The sequence below is a fragment of the Streptomyces sp. NPDC088817 genome, from assembly GCF_044750345.1.
Classification (GTDB): domain Bacteria; phylum Actinomycetota; class Actinomycetes; order Streptomycetales; family Streptomycetaceae; genus Streptomyces.
Genome location: NZ_JBIVJN010000015.1, coordinates 152,974 through 176,927, shown reverse-complemented (window position 1 = coordinate 176,927; position 23,954 = coordinate 152,974). Strand labels below are relative to the sequence as shown.

The 23,954-nt window shown below is 70.6% G+C and carries 26 protein-coding genes, 1 tRNA gene, 1 pseudogene and 1 riboswitch; of the genes and pseudogenes, 9 read left to right on the top strand and 19 right to left on the bottom strand.

What is annotated here, in order from left to right:
* Positions 1-5: 5 nt before the first annotated feature.
* A pseudogene (locus tag ACIP4X_RS25995) lies at positions 6-335 on the bottom strand (carboxymuconolactone decarboxylase family protein); the annotation flags it as partial.
* A gap of 297 nt (positions 336-632) precedes the next feature.
* Here ACIP4X_RS25995 and ACIP4X_RS25990 point away from each other — a divergent pair.
* Positions 633-1,025, top strand: coding sequence for a YccF domain-containing protein (locus tag ACIP4X_RS25990; RefSeq protein ID WP_358728239.1), 393 nt, complete (start codon positions 633-635; stop codon positions 1,023-1,025).
* A 367-nt stretch (positions 1,026-1,392) separates the two neighbouring features.
* On the top strand, positions 1,393-1,872 hold the full coding sequence (locus ACIP4X_RS25985; RefSeq protein ID WP_401350854.1) for a DUF2269 family protein: 480 nt from the start codon (positions 1,393-1,395) through the stop codon (positions 1,870-1,872).
* Between the two features lie 178 nt (positions 1,873-2,050).
* Here ACIP4X_RS25985 and ACIP4X_RS25980 read toward each other — a convergent pair whose 3' ends face one another.
* Both ACIP4X_RS25980 and ACIP4X_RS25975 read right to left on the bottom strand, forming a co-directional pair.
* The gene (locus tag ACIP4X_RS25980) at positions 2,051-3,529 is read right to left on the bottom strand and encodes an MFS transporter (protein WP_358728236.1); all 1,479 of its coding nucleotides are present in this window, start codon (positions 3,527-3,529) and stop codon (positions 2,051-2,053) included.
* 119 nt (positions 3,530-3,648) lie between these two features.
* A complete protein-coding gene (locus ACIP4X_RS25975; RefSeq protein ID WP_391457969.1) occupies positions 3,649-4,968 on the bottom strand; it encodes a DUF445 family protein in 1,320 nt (439 codons plus the stop codon).
* 202 nt (positions 4,969-5,170) lie between these two features.
* Between ACIP4X_RS25975 and ACIP4X_RS25970 the strand changes: the two genes are divergently transcribed.
* Positions 5,171-6,502 (top strand): SGNH/GDSL hydrolase family protein, encoded by a 1,332-nt coding sequence (locus tag ACIP4X_RS25970; RefSeq protein WP_401350851.1) that lies wholly within the window; start codon positions 5,171-5,173, stop codon positions 6,500-6,502.
* Positions 6,503-6,552: 50 nt separating this feature from the next.
* Here the strand turns inward: ACIP4X_RS25970 and ACIP4X_RS25965 are convergent, their stop codons facing one another.
* From ACIP4X_RS25965 to ACIP4X_RS25950, 4 genes are read right to left on the bottom strand one after another with little or no spacing between them, the layout of a single operon-like run.
* Positions 6,553-7,242, bottom strand: a complete 690-nt coding sequence (locus tag ACIP4X_RS25965) for a DUF1707 domain-containing protein (RefSeq protein WP_358728230.1) — start codon at positions 7,240-7,242, stop codon at positions 6,553-6,555.
* A gap of 9 nt (positions 7,243-7,251) precedes the next feature.
* Entirely contained in the window at positions 7,252-8,283 is a 1,032-nt protein-coding gene (locus tag ACIP4X_RS25960) for an ATP-binding cassette domain-containing protein (RefSeq protein ID WP_358728228.1), read from the bottom strand.
* Between the two features lie 54 nt (positions 8,284-8,337).
* Entirely contained in the window at positions 8,338-9,177 is an 840-nt protein-coding gene (locus ACIP4X_RS25955) for an ABC transporter permease (protein ID WP_401350849.1), read from the bottom strand.
* Complete coding sequence (locus ACIP4X_RS25950; RefSeq protein ID WP_358728224.1) at positions 9,170-9,970, bottom strand: ABC-2 family transporter protein; 801 nt, start codon at positions 9,968-9,970, stop codon at positions 9,170-9,172. The genes ACIP4X_RS25955 and ACIP4X_RS25950 overlap by 8 nt, the downstream gene beginning before the upstream one ends.
* A 224-nt stretch (positions 9,971-10,194) precedes the next feature.
* On the opposite strand from ACIP4X_RS25950, the gene ACIP4X_RS25945 reads away from it, so the two are divergent.
* Positions 10,195-12,981 carry a transglycosylase domain-containing protein gene (locus ACIP4X_RS25945; protein WP_401350847.1) on the top strand — a complete coding sequence of 929 codons (2,787 nt, stop codon included), beginning with the start codon at positions 10,195-10,197 and terminating at the stop codon, positions 12,979-12,981.
* Here ACIP4X_RS25945 and ACIP4X_RS25940 read toward each other — a convergent pair.
* The 3 genes from ACIP4X_RS25940 to ACIP4X_RS25930 all read right to left on the bottom strand — a co-directional run bounded on the left by ACIP4X_RS25940 (position 12,959) and on the right by ACIP4X_RS25930 (position 14,181).
* The gene (locus tag ACIP4X_RS25940; RefSeq protein ID WP_358728223.1) at positions 12,959-13,279 is read right to left on the bottom strand and encodes a multidrug efflux SMR transporter; all 321 of its coding nucleotides are present in this window, start codon (positions 13,277-13,279) and stop codon (positions 12,959-12,961) included. The genes ACIP4X_RS25945 and ACIP4X_RS25940 overlap by 23 nt on opposite strands.
* Before the next feature lie 37 nt (positions 13,280-13,316).
* A riboswitch (guanidine-III (ykkC-III) riboswitch) is annotated at positions 13,317-13,384 on the bottom strand.
* Between the two features lie 56 nt (positions 13,385-13,440).
* Positions 13,441-13,797, bottom strand: a complete 357-nt coding sequence (locus ACIP4X_RS25935) for a co-chaperone GroES (protein ID WP_358728221.1) — start codon at positions 13,795-13,797, stop codon at positions 13,441-13,443.
* Positions 13,798-13,851: 54 nt separating this feature from the next.
* The gene (locus ACIP4X_RS25930; RefSeq protein ID WP_358728219.1) at positions 13,852-14,181 is read right to left on the bottom strand and encodes a DUF3618 domain-containing protein; all 330 of its coding nucleotides are present in this window, start codon (positions 14,179-14,181) and stop codon (positions 13,852-13,854) included.
* 161 nt (positions 14,182-14,342) lie between these two features.
* Here ACIP4X_RS25930 and bcp point away from each other — a divergent pair, with 161 nt between their 5' ends.
* The 3 genes from bcp to ACIP4X_RS25915 all read left to right on the top strand — a co-directional run bounded on the left by bcp (position 14,343) and on the right by ACIP4X_RS25915 (position 16,123).
* Entirely contained in the window at positions 14,343-14,810 is a 468-nt protein-coding gene (gene bcp / locus ACIP4X_RS25925; protein WP_401350844.1) for a thioredoxin-dependent thiol peroxidase, read from the top strand.
* A 137-nt stretch (positions 14,811-14,947) separates the two neighbouring features.
* Positions 14,948-16,006: an HNH endonuclease signature motif containing protein gene (locus ACIP4X_RS25920; protein ID WP_401350842.1), complete on the top strand. Its 1,059-nt coding sequence runs from the start codon at positions 14,948-14,950 to the stop codon at positions 16,004-16,006.
* 33 nt (positions 16,007-16,039) lie between these two features.
* A tRNA-Leu gene (locus tag ACIP4X_RS25915) sits at positions 16,040-16,123 on the top strand.
* Between the two features lie 41 nt (positions 16,124-16,164).
* On the opposite strand, the gene rdgB is transcribed toward ACIP4X_RS25915, so the two are convergent.
* The 3 genes from rdgB to ACIP4X_RS25900 form a co-directional block, all read right to left on the bottom strand.
* A complete protein-coding gene (gene rdgB / locus ACIP4X_RS25910; protein ID WP_358728213.1) occupies positions 16,165-16,767 on the bottom strand; it encodes an RdgB/HAM1 family non-canonical purine NTP pyrophosphatase in 603 nt (200 codons plus the stop codon).
* 14 nt (positions 16,768-16,781) lie between these two features.
* The gene (gene rph / locus ACIP4X_RS25905; RefSeq protein WP_358728211.1) at positions 16,782-17,519 is read right to left on the bottom strand and encodes a ribonuclease PH; all 738 of its coding nucleotides are present in this window, start codon (positions 17,517-17,519) and stop codon (positions 16,782-16,784) included.
* A gap of 87 nt (positions 17,520-17,606) precedes the next feature.
* Positions 17,607-17,840, bottom strand: a complete 234-nt coding sequence (locus ACIP4X_RS25900; RefSeq protein WP_358728209.1) for a PTS glucose/sucrose transporter subunit IIB — start codon at positions 17,838-17,840, stop codon at positions 17,607-17,609.
* A 313-nt stretch (positions 17,841-18,153) separates the two neighbouring features.
* Here ACIP4X_RS25900 and ACIP4X_RS25895 point away from each other — a divergent pair, with 313 nt between their 5' ends.
* Positions 18,154-19,407 (top strand): PTS transporter subunit EIIC, encoded by a 1,254-nt coding sequence (locus tag ACIP4X_RS25895; RefSeq protein ID WP_358728208.1) that lies wholly within the window; start codon positions 18,154-18,156, stop codon positions 19,405-19,407.
* 72 nt (positions 19,408-19,479) lie between these two features.
* Here ACIP4X_RS25895 and ACIP4X_RS25890 read toward each other — a convergent pair whose 3' ends face one another.
* Positions 19,480-20,232: an MBL fold metallo-hydrolase gene (locus ACIP4X_RS25890; protein WP_358728206.1), complete on the bottom strand. Its 753-nt coding sequence runs from the start codon at positions 20,230-20,232 to the stop codon at positions 19,480-19,482.
* Between the two features lie 219 nt (positions 20,233-20,451).
* Here ACIP4X_RS25890 and ACIP4X_RS25885 point away from each other — a divergent pair, with 219 nt between their 5' ends.
* A complete protein-coding gene (locus ACIP4X_RS25885) occupies positions 20,452-20,904 on the top strand; it encodes a type II toxin-antitoxin system PemK/MazF family toxin (RefSeq protein WP_401350839.1) in 453 nt (150 codons plus the stop codon).
* Positions 20,905-21,022: 118 nt separating this feature from the next.
* On the opposite strand, the gene ACIP4X_RS25880 is transcribed toward ACIP4X_RS25885, so the two are convergent.
* The 5 genes from ACIP4X_RS25880 to ACIP4X_RS25860 form a co-directional block, all read right to left on the bottom strand.
* The gene (locus ACIP4X_RS25880; protein WP_358728202.1) at positions 21,023-21,541 is read right to left on the bottom strand and encodes a hypothetical protein; all 519 of its coding nucleotides are present in this window, start codon (positions 21,539-21,541) and stop codon (positions 21,023-21,025) included.
* A 201-nt stretch (positions 21,542-21,742) separates the two neighbouring features.
* Positions 21,743-22,693, bottom strand: coding sequence for a cysteine synthase (locus ACIP4X_RS25875; protein WP_358728200.1), 951 nt, complete (start codon positions 22,691-22,693; stop codon positions 21,743-21,745).
* Positions 22,694-22,699: 6 nt separating this feature from the next.
* Positions 22,700-23,044: a MoaD/ThiS family protein gene (locus ACIP4X_RS25870; RefSeq protein ID WP_358728198.1), complete on the bottom strand. Its 345-nt coding sequence runs from the start codon at positions 23,042-23,044 to the stop codon at positions 22,700-22,702.
* Positions 23,045-23,185: 141 nt separating this feature from the next.
* The gene (locus tag ACIP4X_RS25865) at positions 23,186-23,281 is read right to left on the bottom strand and encodes a putative leader peptide (RefSeq protein WP_322741148.1); all 96 of its coding nucleotides are present in this window, start codon (positions 23,279-23,281) and stop codon (positions 23,186-23,188) included.
* An 89-nt stretch (positions 23,282-23,370) separates the two neighbouring features.
* Entirely contained in the window at positions 23,371-23,793 is a 423-nt protein-coding gene (locus ACIP4X_RS25860) for a M67 family metallopeptidase (protein ID WP_358728196.1), read from the bottom strand.
* Between the last annotated feature and the right edge of the window lie 161 nt (positions 23,794-23,954).

The window sequence follows — 23,954 nt, the reverse complement described above, 5'->3', positions numbered from 1 at the left end:
CCGGGTCAGCCGAACATGCCCGGTTCGTAGTCGCCCGCCGGCTGCTGGACGATGACGTTCAGGCGGTTGTAGGCGTTGATCATGGCGATGAGGGTGACCAGGGCCGCCAGTTGGTCCTCGTCGTAGTGCTTGGCGGCGTTGTCCCACGCCTCGTCGGTGACGCCGCCCGCCGCGTCGGCGATGCGGGTGCCCTGCTCCGCCAGTTCAAGGGCGGCGCGTTCGGCCTCGGTGAAGACCTTGGCCTCGCGCCGGGCGGCGACCATGCTGAGGCGTACGGCCGTCTCGCCGGCGTGGGCGGCGTCCTTGGTGTGCATGTCGAGGCAGAAGTGGGCTCCTTGTGGTTGTTCACAGCGATTCGCTCAGCTTCGTTCTGCTGTGTTCTGCTTGGTTCTGGTTCGTTGCGCTGCGCTCGGTTTCGCTTACATACCTACGACGGGCGCGGTCCGCGATGTGTGACAGACCCGCCGGAGCGATTCCTGTGACCTGCGTCTCACCATCCGGCGGTCAGCTGTAGGTCCGGCACATGACGTGCGACATCACCGGTGCCCCGCGCAAACTGGAGATGGGGCCCAGCGACTCCCGCTGCCCCCGGAGCGCATCGCCCGACTCGAGCAGAGGGCAGGTCGTCACCGGTGAAGACAATCCTCAACGTCATTTGGCTGGTCCTGAGCGGCTTCTGGCTGTTCCTCGGTTACTTCCTCGCGGGCGTGCTGCTGTGCATCACGATCATCGGCATCCCGTTCGGCATCGCGGCGTTCCGTATCGCTGTCTACGCCCTGTGGCCCTTCGGATACACCACGGTCGAGCGCCGCGGCGCGGGTGCCCCCTCCTTCATCGGCAACATCCTGTGGCTGGTCCTCGCGGGCTGGTGGCTGGCCCTCGAGCACATCGCCGTCGCCGTCGCGCTGGCCGTCACGATCATCGGCATTCCGTTCGCCATCGCCAACCTCAAGATGATTCCGGTCGCTCTGTTCCCGCTGGGCCGGGAAATCGTCCCCACGGACCAGCCGTTCGCGGCGCGCTGACGGACAGGGCGCGCCGCGCGACCTGAGCGCTGTCGCGTCGCCGTCCACCGGGTGTTCGACGGCAGTGGGGGGTACCCGGAGCCGCGGGGGATGCCGTTCCACTGGCTGGAGGCACAGGGCAGGCGTCCGAAAGAAGGCGACCCGCAGTGAACTTCGTAGAACTCGCCGACGACCCCACCGACCTCATCGTGTGGTTCGCCATCATGGGCGCGATTCTGTTGGTGGCTCTTGCGACCATGCTGGTGAAGACCAGGCACCGTTGACCGAGCCGCATTTCCGCAGCTCGGTCGGGGTGGTGGCGGGAATCCGTTGACCCTTGTCACTCCCGCCACTTCTTCAAGATCGGCGGGGTGTCTAGCGTCGGGGCGTGACCAAGTTCCTTCTCGCCGTGCACGTGCTGGCCGCGATCGTCGCCATCGGGCCCGTCACCGTCGCCGCCAGCATGTTTCCGCCCGCCGCGCGCCAGGCTCTGGCCACGCCCGAGGATCCGCGGGCAGTGCAGACCGTGCTGTTGCTGCTGCGCATCTGCCGGGTCTACGCCGTCGTCGGGGTCGCCGTCCCGGTGTTCGGGTTGGCCACGGCCAAGAACATGGGCGTGCTCGGCGACACCTGGCTGATCGTGTCGATCGCGCTGACCGCGCTCGCCGCCGTCGTCCTCGTCGCGCTGGTGCTGCCCCGGCAGACCGCCATAGCCGAGGCGCTCGACGAGGAACGGCCCGTGGGGCAGGGCGGTGACGAGCGCGCGACGACCGTCCGGCTGGCCATGTTCACCGGCGTGTTCAACGTGCTGTGGGCCGCCGTGACGGTCCTGATGATCGTCAGGCCTGGTTCCACGACGGGGGCCTGACGCTCGATGCCACTGCGGGCATAGGATCCGCCCATGCATGAACAGGGGTTCGGGCAGCAGCAGTCGGGGGCGGGGGCCTACCTCACCGCGCTGGAGGGCACGCGGTACTTCTACGGCTGATCCGCGGCACTCCGGCTGATCCGCGGGCTGCGGCCAGTCCCAGGCGGCGACCGCCCGGCTAGGGCAGCGCCCTCGTCTCCGGTGCCTTCACCGCCGTCAGCGGTGTCGCGATGTCCTCCAGGGAACGGCGTTCGGCCTTGACCGCGAGGAACGCGGCGACCAGGCCCGCCGCGCACATCAGCGCCGCGCCGATCTGGAAGGCGAGGACCGTGTCGCCGACCCTGCCGGTGCTGGTGAGGTCGGCGAAGAGGAGCGGGCCGCTGATACCGCCGGCCGCGGTGCCGAGTGCGTAGAAGAAGGCGATGGACATCGCCCGGGTCTCCATCGGGAAGATCTCGGAGACCGTCAGATAGGCGCTGGAGGCACCGGCCGAGGCGAAGAACAGCACCACGCACCAGCAGGCCGTCAGCGTGCCGGCGCTCAGCGTGCCGCGGTCGAACAGCCAGGCCGTGCCGAACAGGAGCAGGCCGGACAGCAGATAGGTGGAGGAGATCATCACCTTGCGGCCGACCGTGTCGAAGAGGCGGCCAAGGAGCAGCGGGCCCAGGAAGTTGCCAGCCGCGATGACGGCGAAGTAGTAGCCGGTGTGGTCGGCGGGCACGTGGAAGAACCTGGTCAGGATCGCGCCGAAGCCGAAGGTGATGGCGTTGTAGAGGAAGGCCTGGCCGATGAAGAGGGAGAAGCCGAGGACGGCGCGCTTGCGGTAGTCGGCGAAGACCGTGCGGCCGATCTCGAGGAAGCTCACGCTGCGGCGCTGACGGATGGTGATCTCGCCCCGCGGCTCGGGGAGCGGCTCGTCCCGCTCGGCCGCGATCCGGGCTTCGATGTCCGTCACCACCTCCTCCGCCTCCCGGTCCCTGCCGTGGATCAGCAGCCAGCGCGGGCTCTCCGGGACATGCCTGCGGACGAGGAGGATCACCAGGGACAGGACCGCCCCGAGCGCGAACGTCAGCCGCCAGCCCACGTCGGCGGCGAGGATGCCGGTGTTCAGGGCGAGGATCGACAGCAGGGAGCCGCCGACGGCCCCCACCCAGAAGCTGCCGTTGATGATCAGGTCGACGCGGCCCCGGTACGCGGCGGGGATCAGCTCGTCGATCGCGGAGTTGATGGCCGCGTACTCGCCTCCGATGCCGAAGCCGGTCAGGAAGCGGAAGAGGAAGAACCACCAGGCCTCGAAGGAGACGGCGGTCAGGGCGGTGGCCGCCAGGTACACCGCGAGGGTGATCATGAAGAGTTTCTTGCGCCCGTACCGGTCGGTCAGGCGGCCCCAGAAGAGGGCGCCGACGCAGGCGCCCGCCACGTAGAGGGCGGCCGCGGTGCCCGTGACCTGGGCGGAGCTGATCGACAGACCGCTGCCGGGCTCCGACAGCCGGCTGGCGATGTTGCCGACGACCGTGACCTCCAGACCGTCGAGGATCCACACGGTGCCGAGACCGACGACGATCGTCCAGTGCCAGCGCGACCACGGCAGGCGGTCCAGGCGGGCGGGGATGTCGGTGGTCACGGTACGGCCGGACTCGGCCTCGGCGGTGGCCATGGGCTCCCTCCACGACGACACGGCGACACGACGAGCGGAACGTCAAGCGGGTTCCCCCGAACCGCGTCGATCACGCCCTGCGCAGGGCCGACCGGCCCAACGGCCGCGTCGCCGGGGCCCTACGCCCCCAAGGCCCGCGTCACCGCATAGATCGCCACTCCCGCCAGCGACCCCACCACCGTGCCGTTGATGCGGATGAACTGGAGGTCGCGGCCGATGTGGGCCTCGATCTTGCGGGTGGTGTGCTCGGCGTCCCAGCCGGCGACCGTGTCGGTGATCAGGGAGGTGATCTCCTTGCGGTAGGTCGTCACCACGTAGACCGCCGCGCCCTCGACCCAGGAGTCGACCTTGCCCTGCGCCTTGGAGTCCTCGGCCATCCGGGCGCCCAGGGACAGCAGCGAGGCGCGGACCCGCAGGCGCAGCTCGCTGCGCTCGTCCTCGGCCGCCGCGACGATCATGGACCGTACGGCCGTCCAGGCGGAGGCGATCAGGTCCTGGACCTCGCCGCGGCGCAGCACCTCGCCCTTGAGCCGCTCGACCCGCCCGCGTGTGTCGGTGTCGGACTGGAGGTCGGAGGCGAAGTCGGTGAGGAAGCGGTCGAGCGCGCCGCGCGCCGGGTGGGAGGGCATGTCCCGCATCTCGGTGATGAAGCGCAGCAGTTCCTTGTAGACCCGCTCGCCGACCTTCCTGTCGACGAACCTCGGGGTCCAGCCGGGCGCGCCGCCCTGCACCGCGTCCATCACGGAGTCGCTGTGCAGCACCAGCCAGTCGTGCGCGCGGGTGACGACCAGGTCGACGACCCGTTTGTGGCCGCCGTCGGCGACGACCCGCTCCAGCAGCTTGCCGATGCCGGGCGCGATCTCCTGCGTGTTGGCTCTGCGGGTGATCGCCTCGCCGACGACGGCCTGGATGTCGGAGTCGCGCAGGACGGCCAGGGCGCCGCGCAGCGCGGTCGCCAGTTCCGCGGTCACCCGGTCCGCGTGCTCCGGCTGGGCGAGCCAGGCGCCGAGGCGGCTGCCGATACCGACGGCGCGCAGCCGCTGCCGTACGACGTCCTCGGAGAGGAAGTTCTCGCCGACGAACTCGCCCAGCGAGACGCCGAGCTGGTCCTTCTTGGTGGGGATGATCGCGGTGTGCGGGATGGGCAGGCCGAGGGGGTGGCGGAAGAGGGCGGTGACCGCGAACCAGTCGGCGAGCGCGCCGACCATGCCGGCCTCGGCGGCCGCGGCGACGTACGCGGTCCAGGCGCCGGCGCCGGTGTGCTCGCCCCACTTGGCGAGCACGTACACCACGGCGACGAACAGCAGCAGCCCCGCCGCGGTCAGCTTCATGCGGCGCACCCCGCGGCGCCGCTCCTCGTCGGCGGCGCTGAACACGGTCATCGCGCGGTGGGAAACGGCGTTCGCCGTTTCCGGACCGGCCTGGGTCGTCTGTTCCATCCACTCCACCCGTTCGGTGATCCCGCACACAATTGTCCCTTCCTGACCGACTCCCGGAACGGAGCCGGAGTTCCCGGCGTCTGTCGGAAGGGCGGGTTCGGCAGGATCCTGTCAATTGTCCCCGGGCCCATGCCCCATCATGTGCCCATCAGTTCGGAGCCCGGGGCTCCGGCCGGCTCCGCCCGAGGAGAACATCACCAGCATGACCAGACGGCACGGTTACGCCCTGCTGACCGCGATCGTCGCACTGATCGTCGTCGTTTCCGCCGCCCTCTGCGCCGGCGGCGCCTCCGGCACGGGCCGCTTGGCCGCCGCTCCGACGCCCGGCCGCGCGCCGGGCCATTCCGCCGCCCCGGCCTCCTCCGGCACCTGGGTCGCCACCTGGGCCGCCTCCCCTGCCGCCGCCGAACCCGGCACGGAGACCACGGGGATGGCGAACCGTTCGGTGCGCAACGTCGTGCACACGAGCGTCGCCGGGACGAGTGCCCGCATCACGCTGTCCAACCTCTACGGCCACTCGCCGCTGCGCATCACCCACGCCTCGATCGCCGTCGCGGCAGGGGACGCCACCGCGGCCGCCGTCACGCGCACCATGCGGCGGCTCACCTTCGCCGGCGCGTTCTCGGTCGTCGTACCCTCCGGCGGGCAGGTGATGAGCGACTCCGTGTCCATCGCCGTACCGCAGGGCGGCGACGTCCTGGTCACCCTCTACTCCCCCACCGCGTCGGGCCCGGTCACCTACCACCCGCTGGCCCGCCAGATCTCCTACGTCGCCCGGGGCGACCGCACCGAGGACGTGACCGGGGCGCCGTACACCGAGCAGACGGCGGTCTGGCGCTGGCTGAGCGCGCTGGACGTGCTCAGCGACGAGGCCGACGGGGCGGTCGTGGTCCTCGGCGACTCGATCACCGACGGCATCACCTCCACCGTCGGCGCCGACCGCCGCTGGCCCGACGTCCTGTCCGGCCGGCTGCGGGCGGCGGTCGAGGAGGGCCGGGACGTGCCGCGCTACAGCGTCGTCAACGAGGGCATCAGCGGCAACCAGGTGCTGGCGGACGGGCTCGGGCGGCCCGCGGACAACCCCAGCGGGCTGAACCGGTTCGGGCGGGACGTGCTGGAGCGGACCGGGGTCAAGGTCGTCGTCATCGACCTCGGCGTCAACGACATCCTGCGCAATCCGGGGCGCGCCGACCCGGAGTCGATCACCGGCGGGCTGCGCACCCTGGTGACGCGGGCGCACGCGCACGGGCTGAGGGTCGTCGGGGCGACGCTGATGCCGTTCGGGGGGCACCGCGGGTACACGCCCGCCCGGGAGGCGGTACGCCGGCAGGTCAACGCGGAGATCCGGGACGGGCAGGTGTTCGACGCCGTGGTCGACTTCGACCGGGCGCTGCGGGACCCCCACGACCCGCGGCGGCTGCGCGCCGCGTACGACTCCGGGGACCATCTGCACCCCAGTGACCTGGGGTACCGGACGATGGCGGAGGCGTTCGAGCTGGACCTGCTGAAGGGGGCGGGACAGGCACAGCTCTAGGGACCCGGGCGGCCGAGGCTGCCCGGGCTGCGGCGAGCCGCGCGGCCGGGCTAGTCGAGCGTGCGGCGTTCCGCCCTGCGTTCCAGCTTCTCCTGGCGGCGCTGCTCCTTCAGCCGGCGCCGCTCCGCCTCGGTGGGCTTCCGCCTGATGCTCACGCCGCCCCAGAAGGCCACGCCGGTCACGATCACCCGAGGGGCCCCCGGCTCGCCCCGCACGCCCTCCTCGCGGTGGTCGAAGCCGCCCATGATGCCGATGCCGCGCACCACGACCTCGACGCCGGGCGGGACGATCACGTCCACACCGCCCATGATCGCGACGCAGTTGATCTCGACCTCGTGGTCGGCGAAGTCGGCGTCGCGCAGGTCGACGCCGCCGCCGCCCCAGAAGGTGAAGCAGGTGAACTTCTTGGGCACGGTCCAGCGCCCCTTGCGCTCGAACCCGCCCATGATGGCGACGGCCCACGACGAGGTCCCCCCGCCGCCGACCACCCGCGACGCCCAACTGCCGTCCTGTGCGGGCTGCTTGACCATGCTCACCACCGGGGCGGTCACCCCGGGCACGGGCAGGTCCCGGGTGAGCGGCGTGAGTTCGCCGTACGTGCGCGCCCGGTACGCCGCGTCCAGCCGCTCCTCGAACTCGCTCATGTCGAGCCGCCCCTCGGCCAGGGCGTCCCGCAGTTGCTCGGCGACTCGTTCACGATCGGCGTCGGAGGCGCGAAGCTCCGGCAGGTCCTCGGTCATGGCAGCAGCCTACGAGACCGCTTTCCCGGCGTACATCCTCGCGATGACCGCCTCGATGTCGGGCTCCCGCACCGACAGGTCCACCAGCGGGTACTCCGCCGCGATCCGCGCCACCAGGGGCGCCGCCGACTCGGCCGCCGGGAAGGCCAGCCACTGCCGGGGTCCCTCGACCCGCACCACGCGCGCGGACGGCAGCTCGATCGGCGGCAGCTCGCGCTCCAGGTCGACCACCAGGGTGCGTTCGCTCTCGCCCGCCTCGTGCAGGCCGGTGAGCGGGCCGTCGTACATCAGGCGCCCGTGGTCGATGACCATCACCCGCGAGCAGAGCTGCTCGATGTCCTGGAGGTCGTGCGTGGTCAGCAGCACCGTCGTACCGCGTTCGGTGTTCAGCTCGCGCAGGAACCCGCGGACCTTGGCCTTGCTGATGACGTCCAGGCCGATGGTCGGCTCGTCCAGGTAGAGGACCTCCGGATCGTGCAGCAGGGCCGCCGCGATGTCGCCGCGCATCCGCTGGCCCAGCGAGAGCTGCCGTACCGGGACGTCCAACAGGTCGGCGAGTTCGAGGAGTTCGACGCAGCGGTCGAGGTTGTCGCGGTAACGGGCGTCGGGGATCCGGTACATGCGGTGCATCAGCCGGTAGGAGTCGATCAGCGGCAGGTCCCACCACAGGGTCGTACGCTGTCCGAACACCACCCCGATGCGCCGGGCGAGCCGGGTCCGCTCGCGGGAGGGATCGATGCCGGCGACCCGCAGCCGGCCGCCACTGGGCGTCAGGATGCCGGTGAGCATCTTGATCGTCGTCGACTTGCCCGCCCCGTTCGGGCCGATGTAGCCGACCATCTCGCCGCGCGCCACGCTGAAGGAGATCGAGTCGACCGCCCGCACCTGCCGCCGCTCGCGCCGGAGGAACCCGGTCTTCTTCCGTACGTCGAAGACCTTCTCGACCCGGTCGACCTCGATGAGACCACCGCCCACGCCGGCCGCACCGCCCGCGTCGGCCGTGCTGTCCCTGCCCTCCACGCCGTCCGCCGTCATCGCCATCCGTCTGTACGTCCCTTCACCATCGCGTCCCTTCACCTTCGTGCCTTCGCCGTCTCAGTTCCCGGTGCTCCGGTACGACCGCAGGCCCACCCGCCAGGCCGCCCCCGCCAGCGCGCAGCACGCCACCGCGACCAGCGGCGGCGCGAACCCGGTCCACCGGGGCAGGTCGAGCGGATAGGGCCGCCCCAGCACGTACAGCGCGGGCAGCCAGTTGACGAAGGCCAGCGGCAGGACGAACGTCACCCCGCGCACCAGCTCCTTGGCGAACACCGTCGGCGGGTACTGGAGCAGCGTGGTGCCGCCGTAGGTGAACGCGTTCTGCACCTCGGAGGCGTCCTGCGCCACGAACTGGAAGGCCGCCCCGGCCACGAACACCGCGCAGAAGATCGCGCAGCCGCTGACCAGCATCACCGGCATCAGCAGCAGCTTCAGCGGCGTCCAGTCGACGTGCAGCCGGGCCAGCGCCCAGCCAAGGACCAGCGCCCCCTGCGTCACCCGGCCCAGCCGGCGCAGCGCGAACCGGTCCGCGGCCACCTGCGCGAGCACCGGCGCCGGCCGGACCAGCAGGACGTCGAGGGTGCCGTCGCGCACCCGCCGCCCCAGCCGTTCCATGGAGCCGATCGTCAGGTCGGCGAGCCCGAAGGAGGTGGCGGACAGCCCGTACAGGAAGGCGATCTCGGGCAGCGCGTAGCCGCCGAGCGCGTCCACACGGGAGAACATCAGCAGGATCGCGACGAAGTCCAGCCCGGTCGCGACGAAGCTCCCCGCCGTGGTCATGACGAAGGAGGCCCGGTAGGCCATCGTCGAGCGGATCCACATCGCGGCGATCAGGCGGTAGGCGCGCAGCCCCTCCACCAGCCGGTTGCCGGCCGGATCCGCGGCGAGGTCAGCCACCCTGCACCACCACCCGCCGGGTCGCCGCCGACTGCACCAGCCGCCCCGCCGCCAGCAGCGCCACCGCCCACGCCCCCTGGAAGACGTACGTGCCGAGCGGGTCCGCGTGCCCCAGCAGGATGTCGGCGGGCGCCTGGAGCAGCGAGGACCACGGCAGCGCCCGGACCACCTCGCCCAGCGCGCCCGGGAAGACGTTCAGCGGCAGCAGCATCCCCGAGCAGAAGTACCCGGCCAGCCAGGCCATCTGCAGCACGCCGGCGCCGTCGAGCAGCCAGAACGCGCTCATCGCCACCAGGAAGCGGATCCCGAAGCCCACCAGCAGCGCCAGCGGCACCGCGCCGAGGAACGCCGCCCAGGTCAGCGGGTCCGACGGCAGGTACACCGGGAAGAACAGCGCGCCGAACACGAAGGGCAGCACCCCGCGGCCGAGCAACTGGAACATCGCCCGGCCCGCGTCCGCCGACAGCCACCACAGCTGGAGGTCGGCGGGCCGGTACAGGTCGACGGCGATGTCACCCGTTCGGATGCGTTCCATCAGCTCGTCCTCGACGCCGCCCCCGCCGATCGCCAGGGCCGCCAGGAAGGCCTGACCGAGCCACACGTACGTCACCGCCTGTGCCTGGTCGTAACCGCCCAGGTGCGGCCGGACGTCCCACAGCGCGAGGTACGTGTACACCAGGATCAGCCCGAATGCCGTATTGGTGAACACCCCGGCCGCCGTCGCCGCCCGATACGTCGCGTACCGTCTGAATCCCCCCGCCGCGACGGCCGCGTACAACCGTCCAGCGCCCACGTGGGTCTCCTCCCAGTCCAAGACATCGAAAGCGCGAGAGCGTAGTGCGCCCAGACGTGACATGCCACGCATTTTCCGGACCGGGCCAGTGCCCGGGACCGGGAACGGAACGGTTGCTGCGAGAGTCTTCATCTGGGGGCGCCGATGGCGCATGAGGGCGTACGGGGACGTACGACGTGGATCGTACGGGGACGTACGACGTGAAACAGGAGTCCGAGCACAACATGAGTGACGAGCCGCAGCAGCCGAAACAGGGCGTGGCCGACCACCAGCCACCGGCGGCACCCGAGACCAGGGGCGAGGCGGAGAGCGGGACGGAGAACGAGCCGAGGAGCGAGGCGGAGAACGAGAACGAGGCCAGGGGCGAGACGGCGGCCGCGACGGGAAGCGCGACGCTGAACCGGCCGGCGAACACGACGGGGAACGCGCCCGCGAACGGGGCGCCGGGCCGGACGGGAAGCGCGCCCGCGAACGGGGCGCCGGGTTGGACGGGTAACGCGCCCGCGAACACGACGCGGAACCGGACGGCACCCGCGACGCCGAACCAGACGGCGGACACCACCCAGTTCGAGGCGCCGAACCGGACGGCTTACGCGAACGCGGACGAGGGGCCGGACCGGACCGCGTACGCGACGACCGCGGACGAGGCGGGGAGCCCGACGGCGGACGAGGCGGGCGGCGGGAAGGCCGGACGGCCCCGGCGCACCGGCTGGCGCCGCGCCGTGCCGACCTGGCGCATGATGCTCGGCGGTGTCCTCACCGTCATGCTGCTGGTCATCGGCGCGTTCCTCCTCGGCTACTCCATGGTGAAGATCCCGCCGGCCAACGCCATGGCCGTCAAGCAGGCCAACGTCTACCTGTACGCGGACGGCTCCGAGATCGCCCGGGACGGCGAGATCAACCGGGAGAACGTCACGCTCGCCCAGGTCTCCAAGGACGCCCAGCACGCCGTGCTCGCCGCCGAGGACCGCGACTTCTACACCGAGTCCGCCGTCGACCCCAAGGCGATGCTGCGCGCCGGCTGGAACACCGCCCTCGGCAAGGGCAAGCAGTCCGGCTCGACGATCACCCAGCAGTACGTGAAGAACTACTACCTGGGCCAGGAGCAGACCGTCACCCGCAAGGTGAAGGAGTTCTTCATCTCGATCAAGCTGGACCGCACCCAGTCCAAGGACGAGATCCTGGAGGGCTACCTCAACACCAGCTACTTCGGCCGCAACGCCTACGGCATCCAGGCCGCCGCCCAGGCGTACTACGGCATCAAGGCCAAGGACCTCGACCCGGCCCGCGCCGCCTACCTCGCCGCGCTGGTCAACGCGCCCAGCGAGTTCGACGTCGTCGCCCACCCGGAGAACAAGTCCGTGGCCCTGGCCCGCTGGAACTACGTCCTGGACGGCATGGTCAAGAAGGGCTGGCTGCCCGCCTCGCAGCGGGCCGGGATGAAGTTCCCGATGCCGAAGGACGCCACCGCCCCCACGGGCATGTCCGGGCAGCGCGGCTACATCGTCCGCGCGGTGAAGGACTACCTGGCCCAGAACAAGATCCTGGACGAGGACCAGCTCGGCGCGGGCGGCTACCAGATCACCACGACCCTGCAGAAGCGCAACCAGGACGCCCTGGTCAAGGCCGTGGACGACCAGGTGATGAACAAGCTCGACCGGAAGAACCGCAAGGTCGACAACTACGTCCGGGCCGGCGCCGCGTCCGTCGACCCGAAGACCGGCGAGCTCGTGGCCATGTACGGCGGCATCGACTACGTCAAGCAGTACACGAACAACGCCACCCGCCGGGACTTCCAGGTCGGCTCCACCTTCAAGCCGTTCGTGTTCACCTCCGCCGTCCAGAACGGCTCCGCCACCCAGGACGGCCGTCCGATCACCCCGAACACCTACTACGACGGCACCAACAAGCGCCCGGTCCAGGGCTGGGGCGGCTCCTACGCCCCCGAGAACGAGGACCAGCGGTCCTACGGCAACATCACCGTCCGCGAGGCCACGGACAAGTCCGTCAACTCGGTGTACGCCCAGATGGCCGCCGACGTCGGCTCCGAGAAGGTCAAGGACACCGCGGTCGCCCTCGGCCTGCCGGCCGACACCAAGGACCTGACCGGCACCCCGTCGATCGCGCTCGGCGTGGCCACCGCCAGCGTCGTCGACATGGCCGACGCCTACGCCACGATCGCCAACCACGGCAAGCACGCCTCGTACACGCTGATCAAGAAGATCACCAAGGACGGCGTCGACACGGTCGAGCTGCCCCGGCGCACCGAGTCCCAGGCGGTCAGCCGCGAGGCCGCCGACACCACCACCTCGATACTGCGCAGCGTCGTCCAGAACGGCACCGCCACCGCCGCCCAGGCCGCCGGCCGTCCCGCCGCCGGCAAGACCGGCACCGCGGAGGAGGACCGGGCCGCCTGGTTCGCCGGCTACACGCCCGAGCTCGCCACCGTCGTCTCGGTCATGGGCCAGGACCCGGACACCGCACACCACGAGTCGCTCTACGGCGCCATGGGTCTTCCCCGCATCAACGGCGGCGGGCCGCCCGCCCAGATCTGGGCGCAGTACACCGGGGACGCTCTGAAGAACACCCTCGTCACCGACTTCGACCTCCAGCTCCAGCCGGGTGCCGACCAGATCCAGCCGCCGCCCTCGGAGCCCGGCGACAACCCGGGCGACGGCGCTCCGGACGACGGCGGTACGCCCGGCGCCGACACCGGTGGCCAGGACCAGGGGCAGGACCAGGACCAGGGGCAGAGCCAGGGCCAGGGCGACGGAGGCACGGGTGACGCCAACGGCGGCGACCCCACCACCGGCGGGGCCGACGGCGGCACCCCGCCGGGCGGCCCGACCGGCGGGGAGTCCGGCGACGTCGGCGGCACCCAGCCGGGCGGCCAGGGAGGCGTGCCCGGCGGAGCGGGCGGCAACACGCCGGGCGGGGGCGCGGGCCCCTCCGGCGACGGCGGCGCGAACACCGGCCTGCAGGGCGTGTTCAGTGGCCGGACGTCACCTTGAGCCCCACCACGGCCACGAGCAGCAGACACACGAAGAAGATCCGGGCGGCGGTCGCCGGCTCCCCCAGCACCACCATGCCGACCACCGCCGCACCGGCCGCCCCGATGCCCACCCACACGCCGTAGGCGGTGCCGATGGGCAGGGAACGGGCGGCGTACGACAGCAGGACCATGCTGGTCACGATCCCGGCGCCGGTGAGCACGCTGGGCAGGGGGCGGGTGAAGCCGTCGGTGAACTTCATACCGATCGACCAGCCCACTTCCAGCAGACCGGCGAGAACGAGCAGGACCCAGGCCATGACGGGCACCTCCGGGACGACGTGAGGACGGAACGGGGGTGCGTCGTCTTTGCGTTCATCCCGGTACGGCGCGTCTCGTCGGGTCGCTCACGAGGCTAGCAAAGGAACGACAAAGGGGCTGGTGACCATCGTCACCAGCCCCTTTGTCGCGGTACGTACGGCTACAGATACAGGCCGGTGGAGTCCTCCGAGCCCTCGAAGCGGTCCGCGGCCACCGCGTGCAGATCACGCTCACGCATGAGCACGTACGGGACTCCGCGCACCTCGACCTCGGCACGGTCCTCCGGATCGAACAACACCCGGTCGCCCGGCTCGACGGTCCGCACGTTCTGCCCCACCGCGACGACCTCGGCCCAGGCCAGCCGGCGTCCCACCGCCGCTGTCGCGGGAATCAGGATGCCACCGCCCGAACGCCGCTCGCCCTCGCTCTTGTCCTGCCGGACGAGCACCCGGTCGTGCAGCATCCGGATGGGCAGCTTGTCGTCGTGGCTGCTGTGCTCAGTTCTCTTGGCGCTCACGCCTTGAACCTACCTGCCTTCGGCACGTCGTCACGCGGTGGGGCGTCGCGCCGCTCAGCGGCGGCGCCGGCGGGAGCCCAGCGCGAGCAGCCCGACCAGGCCGACGGCGACGAGCGCGACCGGTACGAGCCGCTCCAGGCGCGGGGCGCCCTCCTCGTCCACGAACTGCGCCCGCACATCGCTCACGACCCGGTTGACCTGTACGTAGGCCCGGCCGAGCGTGTGGTCGATGTTGGAGGCGACCTTGGCCTTGGCGTCCCCGACGATGGTCTTCGGGTGCACGCGCACCCCGATCTCGTCGAGCGTCTCGGCGAGCACCTCGCGGCGGCGCCTGATGTCCGCCTCGATCTCAGCCGGGGTTCTGGTGTCCGCGGTGTCCGCCACCGTGCCGCCTCCGAAGTCAACTGATGCCTGTTCGGGACAGTCTGTCAGTTCTCGCTCCGACCGCGCTGTCGGCACCCCCGGTTACCCTCGGAGCGACACGGTATTCGCACACCCGACGCGCGCGCACGAGACGCCGCGCACGCACGAGGAGACGAGCTTCGATGACCGAGCGACTCCAGCCCGGGGACGTGGCCCCCGACTTCGCCCTCCCCGACGCCGACGGCAAGGAGGTGTCGCTGGCCGACCACAGGGGCCGGAAGGTCGTCGTCTACTTCTACCCGGCCGCCCTCACCCCCGGCTGCACCAAGCAGGCCTGCGACTTCACCGACAACCTGGACCTGCTGGCGGGCGCGGGCTACGACGTGATCGGCATCTCCCCCGACAAGCCGGAGAAGCTGGCGAAGTTCCGCGAGAAGGAGTCCCTCGAGGTCACCCTGCTCGCCGACCCGGACAAGAAGGTCCTGGAGTCCTACGGCGCCTTCGGCGAGAAGAAGCTCTACGGCAAGACCGTGGTCGGCGTCATCCGCTCCACGATCGTCGTCGACGAGGAGGGCAAGGTCGAACGGGCCCTCTACAACGTCAAGGCGACCGGCCACGTGGCCAAGATCATGAAGGACTTGGGGATCTGAGGGCAGCTCCCGCCCCTGCACGGCCCGCACCGGCTCGCCCGGCGCGGGCCGTTCCGCATTCGCGTGCGTGACTGTCCGATAACCGGTTCGTTACTCCGTGTGGGCCATGAACACGTGGCCGAGAACGGAGGGGACCCATGGGGGCCAGTGCGTACACAAGGGAGCGGCTGAAGGAGTCGGCGGGCCCGTACAGCAAAGACCGGCTCGCGCGGACCGTCGCCGAGGCTCGCAATTGGGCAGACCTGATGAGACGACTCGGCCTTCCCGCAAGCGGTGGCCAGCGGCGGGTACTTCAAGAGAAGGTCGCCAGTCTTGGGATCGACACCAGTCACTTCGTCAAGCGCAGCCCATGGCGCAAGTACCCGGACGCCGCCATCGCAGAGGCGGCGTCCTCCTCGTCCTCACTCCGTGAGGTGGCCCTCAAGCTGGGCGCCACTCCGGCCACCGGGACGCTGTCCCACATCTGTCGCCGGATCAGGGCGGCGGCGATCGACGTCAGCCATTTCCCTGGATTGAACCAGCCCGAACCGGACCTTCCCTTCACTCCGGAGGAGCTGCGAGCCGCCGCATCGACGGCGACGAGTATCCGTGGTGTGGCGCGGGCCTTGAACATGCCGGACGACAGTCGCTCACGCGCAACCTTGGGCCGCATGCTGCGCGCCCAGGCCATCGGCACCGAGCACTTCTCCCACCGCCGCGTAGTGATTCCTGAGGATGAACTTCGTGACGCCGTCAAGCACTCAACAAGTTACGCCGAGGTGATGCGACGTCTCAGCCTGGACGTCAACGACACCAACCATCGACGCATCCGACGCGCGGCAGCTCGACTCGGTCTTGATACAAGCCACTTCAAACGCCGCTCGTGGGCTCGGTCGGAGCTCCCCGCACCTGCACCCATCGCTCATCGGGCGCTGATCGTCCTACCCTCCGACGCCGGGCGGACGAACAGGGCCCAACTCCACCGCGCACTGAACGAGATCGGCGTGCCTTACGCATGTGAGTCCTGCGGCAATGCCGGGGAGTGGCTGGGTCAACCGATCACTCTGCAGATCGACCACATCAACGGCGACTGGCGAGACAATCGCCGAGAGAATCTGCGGTACCTGTGCCCCAACTGCCACTCACTGACGGGGACGTGGTGTCGCCAGAAGGGGAGGCCACCTCGCGCAGCGCAACAAGCTCGGCCCGTACACTGAACGCTGCCGGTCGAGCGCGATGACCGTTTCTGAGCGGCCGTGATGGAATTGGCAGTCATGCTGGGTTTAGGTCCCAGTGGGTTCACGCCCGTGTGGGTTCGAATCCCACCGGCCGCACCGCCCCCGCCTTCAAATCGAAGGCGGGGGCGTTTTACAAGTCAGCCCAGCAGCTCCCGCACCACCGGTACCATCGCGCGGAACGCCTTGCCGCGGTGGCTGATCGCGTTCTTCTCCTCGGGGGTCAGTTCCGCGCACGTGCGGGTGTCGCCGTCGGGCTGGAGGATCGGGTCGTAGCCGAATCCGTTCGCGCCCGCGGGCTCGTGGCGCAGGGTGCCGCGGAGTTGGCCCTCCACCACGCGCTCCGTGCCGTCGGGCAGGGCGAGGGCCGCCGCGCAGGCGAAGTGAGCGGCGCGGTGGCCGTCGGCGATGTCGGAGAGCTGGGCCAGGAGCAGATCGAGGTTGGCCTTGTCGTCGCCGTGGCGGCCGGCCCAGCGGGCCGAGAAGATGCCGGGGGCGCCGCCGAGGACGTCGACGCAGAGGCCGGAGTCGTCCGCGATCGCGGGCAGCCCGGTGGCCCGGGCCAGGGCGTGGGCCTTCAGCAGGGCGTTCTCGGCGAAGGTGACGCCGGTCTCCTTGACGTCGGGAACCCCCGGGTAGGCGTCGGTGCCCACGAGTTCGTGGGGCAGGCCCGAGTCGGCCAGGATCGCCCTGAGTTCGACGATCTTCCCGGCGTTGCGGGTGGCGAGGATCAAGCGGGTCATGCGGGGCTGCTCCTCTACTTGGCCAGGGCCGTCTCGAGTGCCGTGCGCTGGATCGCCGTGAGTTCGGCGCAGCCGGCCACGGCGAGGTCGAGGAGGCTGTTCAGCTCCTCGCGGGCGAAGGGCTCGGCCTCCGCGGTGCCCTGGACCTCGACGAAGCGGCCGTCCCCGGTGCAGACGACGTTCATGTCGGTCTCGGCGCGGACGTCCTCCTCGTAGCAGAGGTCGAGCAGCGGCACACCACCGACGATGCCGACCGAGACGGCGCTGACCGTGCCGGTGAGCGGCTGGCGGCCGACCTTGATCAGCTTCTTGCCGCGGGCCCAGGCGACGGCGTCGGCCAGTGCCACGTAGGCGCCCGTGATGGCCGCGGTCCGGGTGCCGCCGTCGGCCTGGAGGACGTCGCAGTCCAGGACGATGGTGTTCTCGCCCAGTGCCTTGTAGTCGACGACCGAGCGCAGGGAGCGGCCGATGAGGCGGGAGATCTCATGGGTGCGGCCGCCGATCCGGCCCTTGACCGACTCGCGGTCGCCGCGGGTGTTGGTGGCGCGCGGCAGCATGGAGTACTCGGCGGTGACCCAGCCCTCGCCGCTGCCCTTGCGCCAGCGCGGGACGCCTTCGGTGACGGAGGCGGTGCAGAAGACCTTGGTGTCGCCGAAGGAGACGAGGACGGAGCCCTCGGCGTGCTTGCTCCACCCGCGTTCGATGGTGACCGGGCGGAGTTGTTCGGGGGTGCGGCCGTCAATACGAGACATGGCGTCGAGCGTAGTCCCCCATGGACAAGGGGCTCCTCCCGCATCGGGAGGAGCCCCTCGAAGGTGAACCGCGGCGGACCGCGGGGTTCACATCATGTCTTCGATCTCCGCGGCGATCGGGTCGGCGTCGGTGCCGATGACGACCTGGATGGCGGTGCCCATCTTGACGACGCCGTGCGCACCGGCGGCCTTGAGGGCGGCATCGTCGACCAGGGAGGCGTCGTGCACTTCGGTGCGGAGTCGGGTGATGCAGCCCTCGATCTCGTCGATGTTCTGGATGCCGCCGAGCCCGGCGACGATCTTCTCAGCCTTGGTGGCCATGTTCCTTCTCCCTGATCCGATCCGCTTTGTCGCAGTAACCCATAGTTGGACCATCTTTGCGAGCGGCCGTGCTATTCGTGCAGAATGGTGCGCTCATGGCAGCGGGGACCGTCGCCAACTGGTCTACACCAGCGTACGCGGGGACCATGCGCGGCTCGACGCCCACCGCTCCCCTCATACCGACACAGACCTCGAATCCACACGGTGCGTAGTGGTTCGGTCACGGAATCATGTATTCCTCGGGCCCCCTTCATCGTGCTACAACAGGTCTACACCAGTGAGTGGTGTAGACCACCACCCGATGGAGGACGTCATGACCACCGCCAGCGCGACACCGACGGCGGCACCCGCGAAAAAGCGGGGTTCCGGCCTGTTCCAGGGCCTTCAGAAGGTCGGCCGCAGCCTTCAGCTGCCGATCGCCGTACTGCCTGCCGCGGGCATCCTGCTGCGTCTGGGCCAGGGCGACGTGCACGACAAGCTGCACCTGCCCGACAAGGTCACGGCGGTGTTCGCCACAGCCGGCGGCGCGATCTTCGACAACCTGCCGATGCTGTTCTGCCTCGGTGTCGCGATCGGCTTCGCCAAGAAGTCCGACGGCTCCACCGCGCTGGCCGCACTGGTCGGATTCCTGGTCTACAGCAACGTCCTGAAGGCCTTCCCCCTGACCGAGCAGCACATCGAGGGCGGGAAGATAGTCGAGGCCACCTACAACAACCCCGGGGTGCTCGGCGGCATCCTGATGGGTCTGCTGTCGGCGGTGCTGTGGCAGCGCTACCACCGCAAGAAGCTCGTGGACTGGCTCGGCTTCTTCAACGGCCGGCGGCTGGTGCCGATCATCATGGCGTTCGTCGGCACCGCGATGGGCGTCTTCTTCGGCCTGGTCTGGAAGCCGATCGGTGAGGGGATCTCCGACCTCGGCGAGTGGATCACCGGCCTCGGCGCTCTCGGCGCCGGTCTGTTCGGTCTGATCAACCGCGCGCTGATCCCGGTCGGCATGCACCAGTTCGTGAACACGGTCTCCTGGTTCCAGATCGGCGACTTCAAGAACGCGGCCGGTGACATGGTCCACGGCGACCTCAACCGCTTCTTCGCCGGTGACCCGACCGCCGGTCAGTTCATGTCCGGCTTCTTCCCGATCATGATGTTCGGCCTGCCGGCCGCCGCCCTCGCGATCGCCCACTGCGCCCGCCCCGAGCGCCGCAAGGTCGTGACGGGCATGATGGTCTCGCTCGCGCTGACCTCGTTCGTCACCGGTGTGACCGAGCCGATCGAGTTCGCGTTCATGTTCATCGCGCCGGCGCTCTACGCGATCCACGCGGTGCTGACCGCCGCGTCCATGGCGATCACCTGGGCGCTCGGCGTGCACGCAGGCTTCACCTTCTCCGCCGGCTTCATCGACTACGCCCTCAACTGGAACCTGGCGACCAAGCCCTGGCTGATCATCCCGATCGGCCTGGTCTTCGCGGCCGTCTACTACGTGACGTTCCGGTTCGCGATCGTCAAGTTCAACCTCCCGACCCCGGGCCGCGAGCCCGAGGAGGAGACCGAGGAACTCACCAAGGCGTGAGCCCGGCCACGGCGTGAGAAGGCCCCCGGAGTCCCATGACTCCGGGGGCCTTTCGCCTGCCGGGCCCCAGGTCTAGAGGTCGTACGTCGCTCCCGGCGCCGCGAGCTCCACCGGGCCCGCGTAGGCCGAGCGGGCGTCCGTGAGGTTGATCTGCGGGTCGGTCCACGGGGGGATGTGGGTGAGGACCAGGCGGCGGACTCCGGCGCGCGCGGCGGCCTCACCTGCCTCGCGGCCGTTGAGGTGCAGATCGGGGATGGTCTCCTTGCCGTCCGTGAAGGCGGCCTCGCACAGGAAGAGGTCGCTGTCCCGGGCGAGTTCCTCCAGCGCCGCGCTCACCCCGGTGTCCCCGGAGTACGTCAGCGCCCGCCCCCCGTGCTCGACGCGGATGGCGTAGGCCTCCACGGGGTGGGCCACCCGCTCGGTGTGCACGGTGAAGGGGCCGATCTCGAAGGTGCCGGGCTTCACCGTGTGGAAGTCGAAGACCTCGCTCATCGAGGAGGCGGTGGGGGTGTCGGCGTAGGCGGTGGTCAGCCGGTGCTCGGTGCCCTCGGGCCCGTACACCGGGACGGGGTCGCAGCGGCCTCCGTCGTACCGGTAGTAGCGCGCGACGAAGTAGCCGAGCATGTCGATGCAGTGGTCGGCGTGCAGATGACTCAGGAAGATGGCGTCGAGGTCGTAGAGACCGCAGTGGCGCTGCAGTTCGCCCAGGGCGCCGTTGCCCAGGTCGAGAAGCAGCCGGAAGCCGTCGGCCTCGACGAGGTAGCTCGAGCAGGCCGATTCCGCGGACGGGAACGACCCCGAGCAGCCGACGACGGTGAGCTTCATGAAGCAGAAACCTCCGCTGGCGGGAAAACTTCAAAGAGAGGAAGGTGACGGGGGTCGTGCGGTCCGTCGAGCGTAAGGCGGGATACGTCCGGTCGCTCCTCCGGTAAGGGCTGTTGTGGGCGAACTCACCTGTGGTGTCACCGGTTCGGCTGGACCTGGGGCTCAGGAGGAGCGCTCAAGGGCGCGCACCGAGGGTCGCGCGCCGGTAACGTCGTGGTTGTGGACACGTCCTGGTGGCTGGCGCTCGCGGCGGTGGTGCTGCTCGCTCTCGTCGCCACGCTCGTCGACGGCTGGGGGCGGGGCCATCGGCCCCCGCGCAGCAGGCTGCGTCCCGGCCGCCCGGGGGGCCGTCGTGCCGCGGCACGTCCGCAGCCCGCGGAGATCTGGTGGGCCAGCGTGCCCCACGGCGAGGGGCCGGGGGCGAAGGACCGGCCCTGTCTCGTGCTGGCGGTGCACGGCAAGCGCGCCCGGGTCGCGGAGATCAGCAGCAGGTACCACGACGAGCGCTCCGGAGTGATCCCGCTGCCGCCGGGCTCGGTGGGGGACGCACAGGGGCGGGCCAGTTTCGTGGAGACGGCCGAGGTCCGGGAAGTGCCGCTGTGGGACTTCCGCCGCCGGGTGGGCGTCGTGGACCCGGTGCTCTGGGACCAGGTGCGGCACCTGGCGGGCTGACGGGAACGCGCGCGCCCGGGCTGAACGGGACGTACAGGACGAATGGGAAGAACGGGACGGCCCGGCTGAACGGCACGGGCGCGCCGCCGCCGTGTCCGTGGGCCCCGGCGCAGCGGGCTCATGGCCCCGTCACCCGCACGGTGACCGTCCACCGCCGGATGCCCTGGCACGCGATCCGGCCGTGGCCCGCCGCGCACAGCGGGCGGGCGGAGGTCAGCCGGGCCGTTCCGGGTGCGACGGCGTCGAAGGCGGCGACGGCGTCGCCCGGCAGGAGCACGATGCCGGCGTTGGCGGCGCGCAGGGCGGTGCCGCTCGAACTGACAGGGGTCCAGGGCCGGTCCTCGGTGCCGTCCAGGGTGAGCCGCACCTGTCCGCCGACGGTCAGGCAGAGGGTGCGTCCGGAGTCGGCGGCGGTGAGCTCGGCGCGGTCCGTGCAGGCGGGGGCGGGTGTGGGCGGGGCGTCCGATCCGGGCCGCCGCGAGTCGGAGCCGGGTGGGGAGGCCGGCCCGGTCGTCGGCCGGGAGGGGGCGCCGTCCTTGCCGGACCCCGCGCCGTCGTGCCGCGCGCCGCAGCCGACGAGGAGCAGGGTCGCCGCCGCGGCGGTGACGATGCCGGCGTGGAGCGTCGAACGGCGCATGGGGGCGGCCGCCTTTCTCCTGAGCCCGGAATGCGGATGCCGTGCCCTGTCCCTCTGCCAATGTGACGTACCGGTGTGACGTTTTTCCAGCACACCAGGATCCCGTCCCCCACGCACGCCGGAGCCCCGGCCGGTTCGACGGCCGGGGCTCCGCGCACGCGGACGTGGGTGACGCGGTCGGTGGCTCCCGCCCCGCGGCCCCTACGCCCAGAGCTGACCGTGGAGGGTCTCGATGGCCTCCTCGGTGGTGGCCGCGGTGTAGACGCCGGTGGAGAGGTACTTCCAGCCGCCGTCGGCGACGACGAACACGATGTCGGCGCTCTCGCCCGCCTTGACCGCCTTCTTCCCGACGCCGATCGCCGCGTGCAGGGCGGCGCCGGTGGAGACTCCGGCGAAGATGCCCTCCTGCTGGAGGAGTTCACGGGTGCGGGTGACCGCGTCGGCGGAGCCGACGGAGTAGCGGGTGGTGAGCACGGAGGCGTCGTAGAGCTCGGGGACGAAGCCCTCGTCGAGGTTGCGCAGTCCGTAGACGAGGTCGTCGTAGCGCGGCTCGGCGGCGACGATCCGCACGTCCGGCTTGTGCTCGCGCAGGTAGCGGCCGACGCCCATGAGGGTGCCCGTGGTGCCGAGGCCGGCGACGAAGTGCGTGATCGAGGGCAGGTCGGCGAGGATCTCGGGGCCGGTGGTGGCGTAGTGGGCACCGGCGTTGTCCGGGTTGCCGTACTGGTAGAGCATGACCCAGTCCGGGTGCTCGGCGGCCAGCTCCTTGGCCACGCGTACGGCGGTGTTGGAGCCGCCCGCGGCCGGGGAGGGGATGATCTCCGCTCCCCACATGCCGAGCAGGTCCCGGCGCTCCTGCGAGGTGTTCTCGGGCATCACGCACACCATGCGGTAGCCCTTGAGCTTGGCCGCCATGGCCAGCGAGATGCCGGTGTTGCCCGAGGTGGGTTCGAGGATCGTGCAGCCCGGGGTGAGCCGGCCGTCCTTCTCCGCCTGCTCGATCATGTGCAGGGCGGGCCGGTCCTTGACCGAGCCGGTCGGGTTGCGGTCCTCCAGCTTGGCCCAGAGGCGGACCTCGGCCGACGGCGACAACCGCGGCAGGCACACCAGGGGGGTGTTGCCCACCGCGGCCAGCGGGGAGTCGTAACGCATGGCTGCTCAGCGGCCGATCAGCGCATGCCCGCCCGTCGCCCGGCCACCAACCCCGGCCGGACGCGGCTTCGCCGCGGCAGATCCTCCGGCGACGGCGGGCAGGATCGTCACGCTGTCGCCGTCGGTGAGCTTGGTGGAGATGCCGTCCAGGAAGCGCACGTCCTCGTCGTTCAGGTAGACGTTGACGAAGCGGCGCAGCTGCTCGCCGTCGACGATGCGGGCCTGGATGCCCGGGTGCCGGGTCTCGAGGTCGGCGAAGAGCTCGGCGAGGGTCTCCCCGTTGCCGTCCACGGCCTTCTGGCCGTCGGTGTACTGGCGGAGGATGGTGGGGACGCGGACCTCGATGGCCATGGTTGCGGGCTCCTGTCGGTAAGGATGTCGTCGGGGTGTGGATCCCCCGGCTCGGACGCGGCCGGGCGCACGGTGGAAAACCCCAGGCTCTCGGCACTGGGGAGCGCCGCGGCCCTCACGGCCGTGCGGCGGCGCGGAACGTCAACAGATGGCGCTGTTCAGCCTGCACAGGTCGACGTGCAGCCGCGCCACGAGCAGCATGCCCGGCGTCTTGTCGCTCACGTCGTGGAGAACCATGCGGTCATCGTATCGATTCCCGGTCCGGGACCCGGAGTGCGATCTCGGCACTCGGACACTTCCCATCCACGTCACGAGACGGGCCGCGCTCAGTACGCCTCCACCACCTTGACCTCCTCCTCCGTGACCTCGCCCTCGACGATGCGGAACGAGCGGAACTGGAACTCGCCGAGCCCGTCGGTGTCGGCCGTGGAGACCAGGACGTAGTGCGCGCCGGGCTCGTTGGCGTAGTTGATGTCGGTGCGGGAGGGGTAGGCCTCGGTCGCGGTGTGCGAGTGGTAGACGATCACGGGCTCCTCGTCCCGGTCGTCCATCTCGCGGTAGAGCTTGAGCAGGTCCTGCGAGCCGAACTCGTAGAAGGTGGGCGAGCGGGCCGCGTTCACCATGGGGACGAACCGCTCGGGCCGCCCGGATCCCGCGGGTCCGGCCACCACTCCGCATGCCTCGTCGGGGTGGTCCTCGCGGGCGTGGGCGACGATCCGGTCGTGGAGGGCCTGGGTAAGGGTCAGCATGGCGGCCAGCATAGACAGGCGAAGAGAAGCAGGGCCGCGCGATGGGGGTACCCCCAGGCGTTCGGCCCTGGGGGAGCGTCAGGCAGGGTGGTGGCGGGCGACGGGTGGGCCGTTCCGTACCGGAGTCCGGTACGGAACGGCCCATATCGCGGACGTCCTGA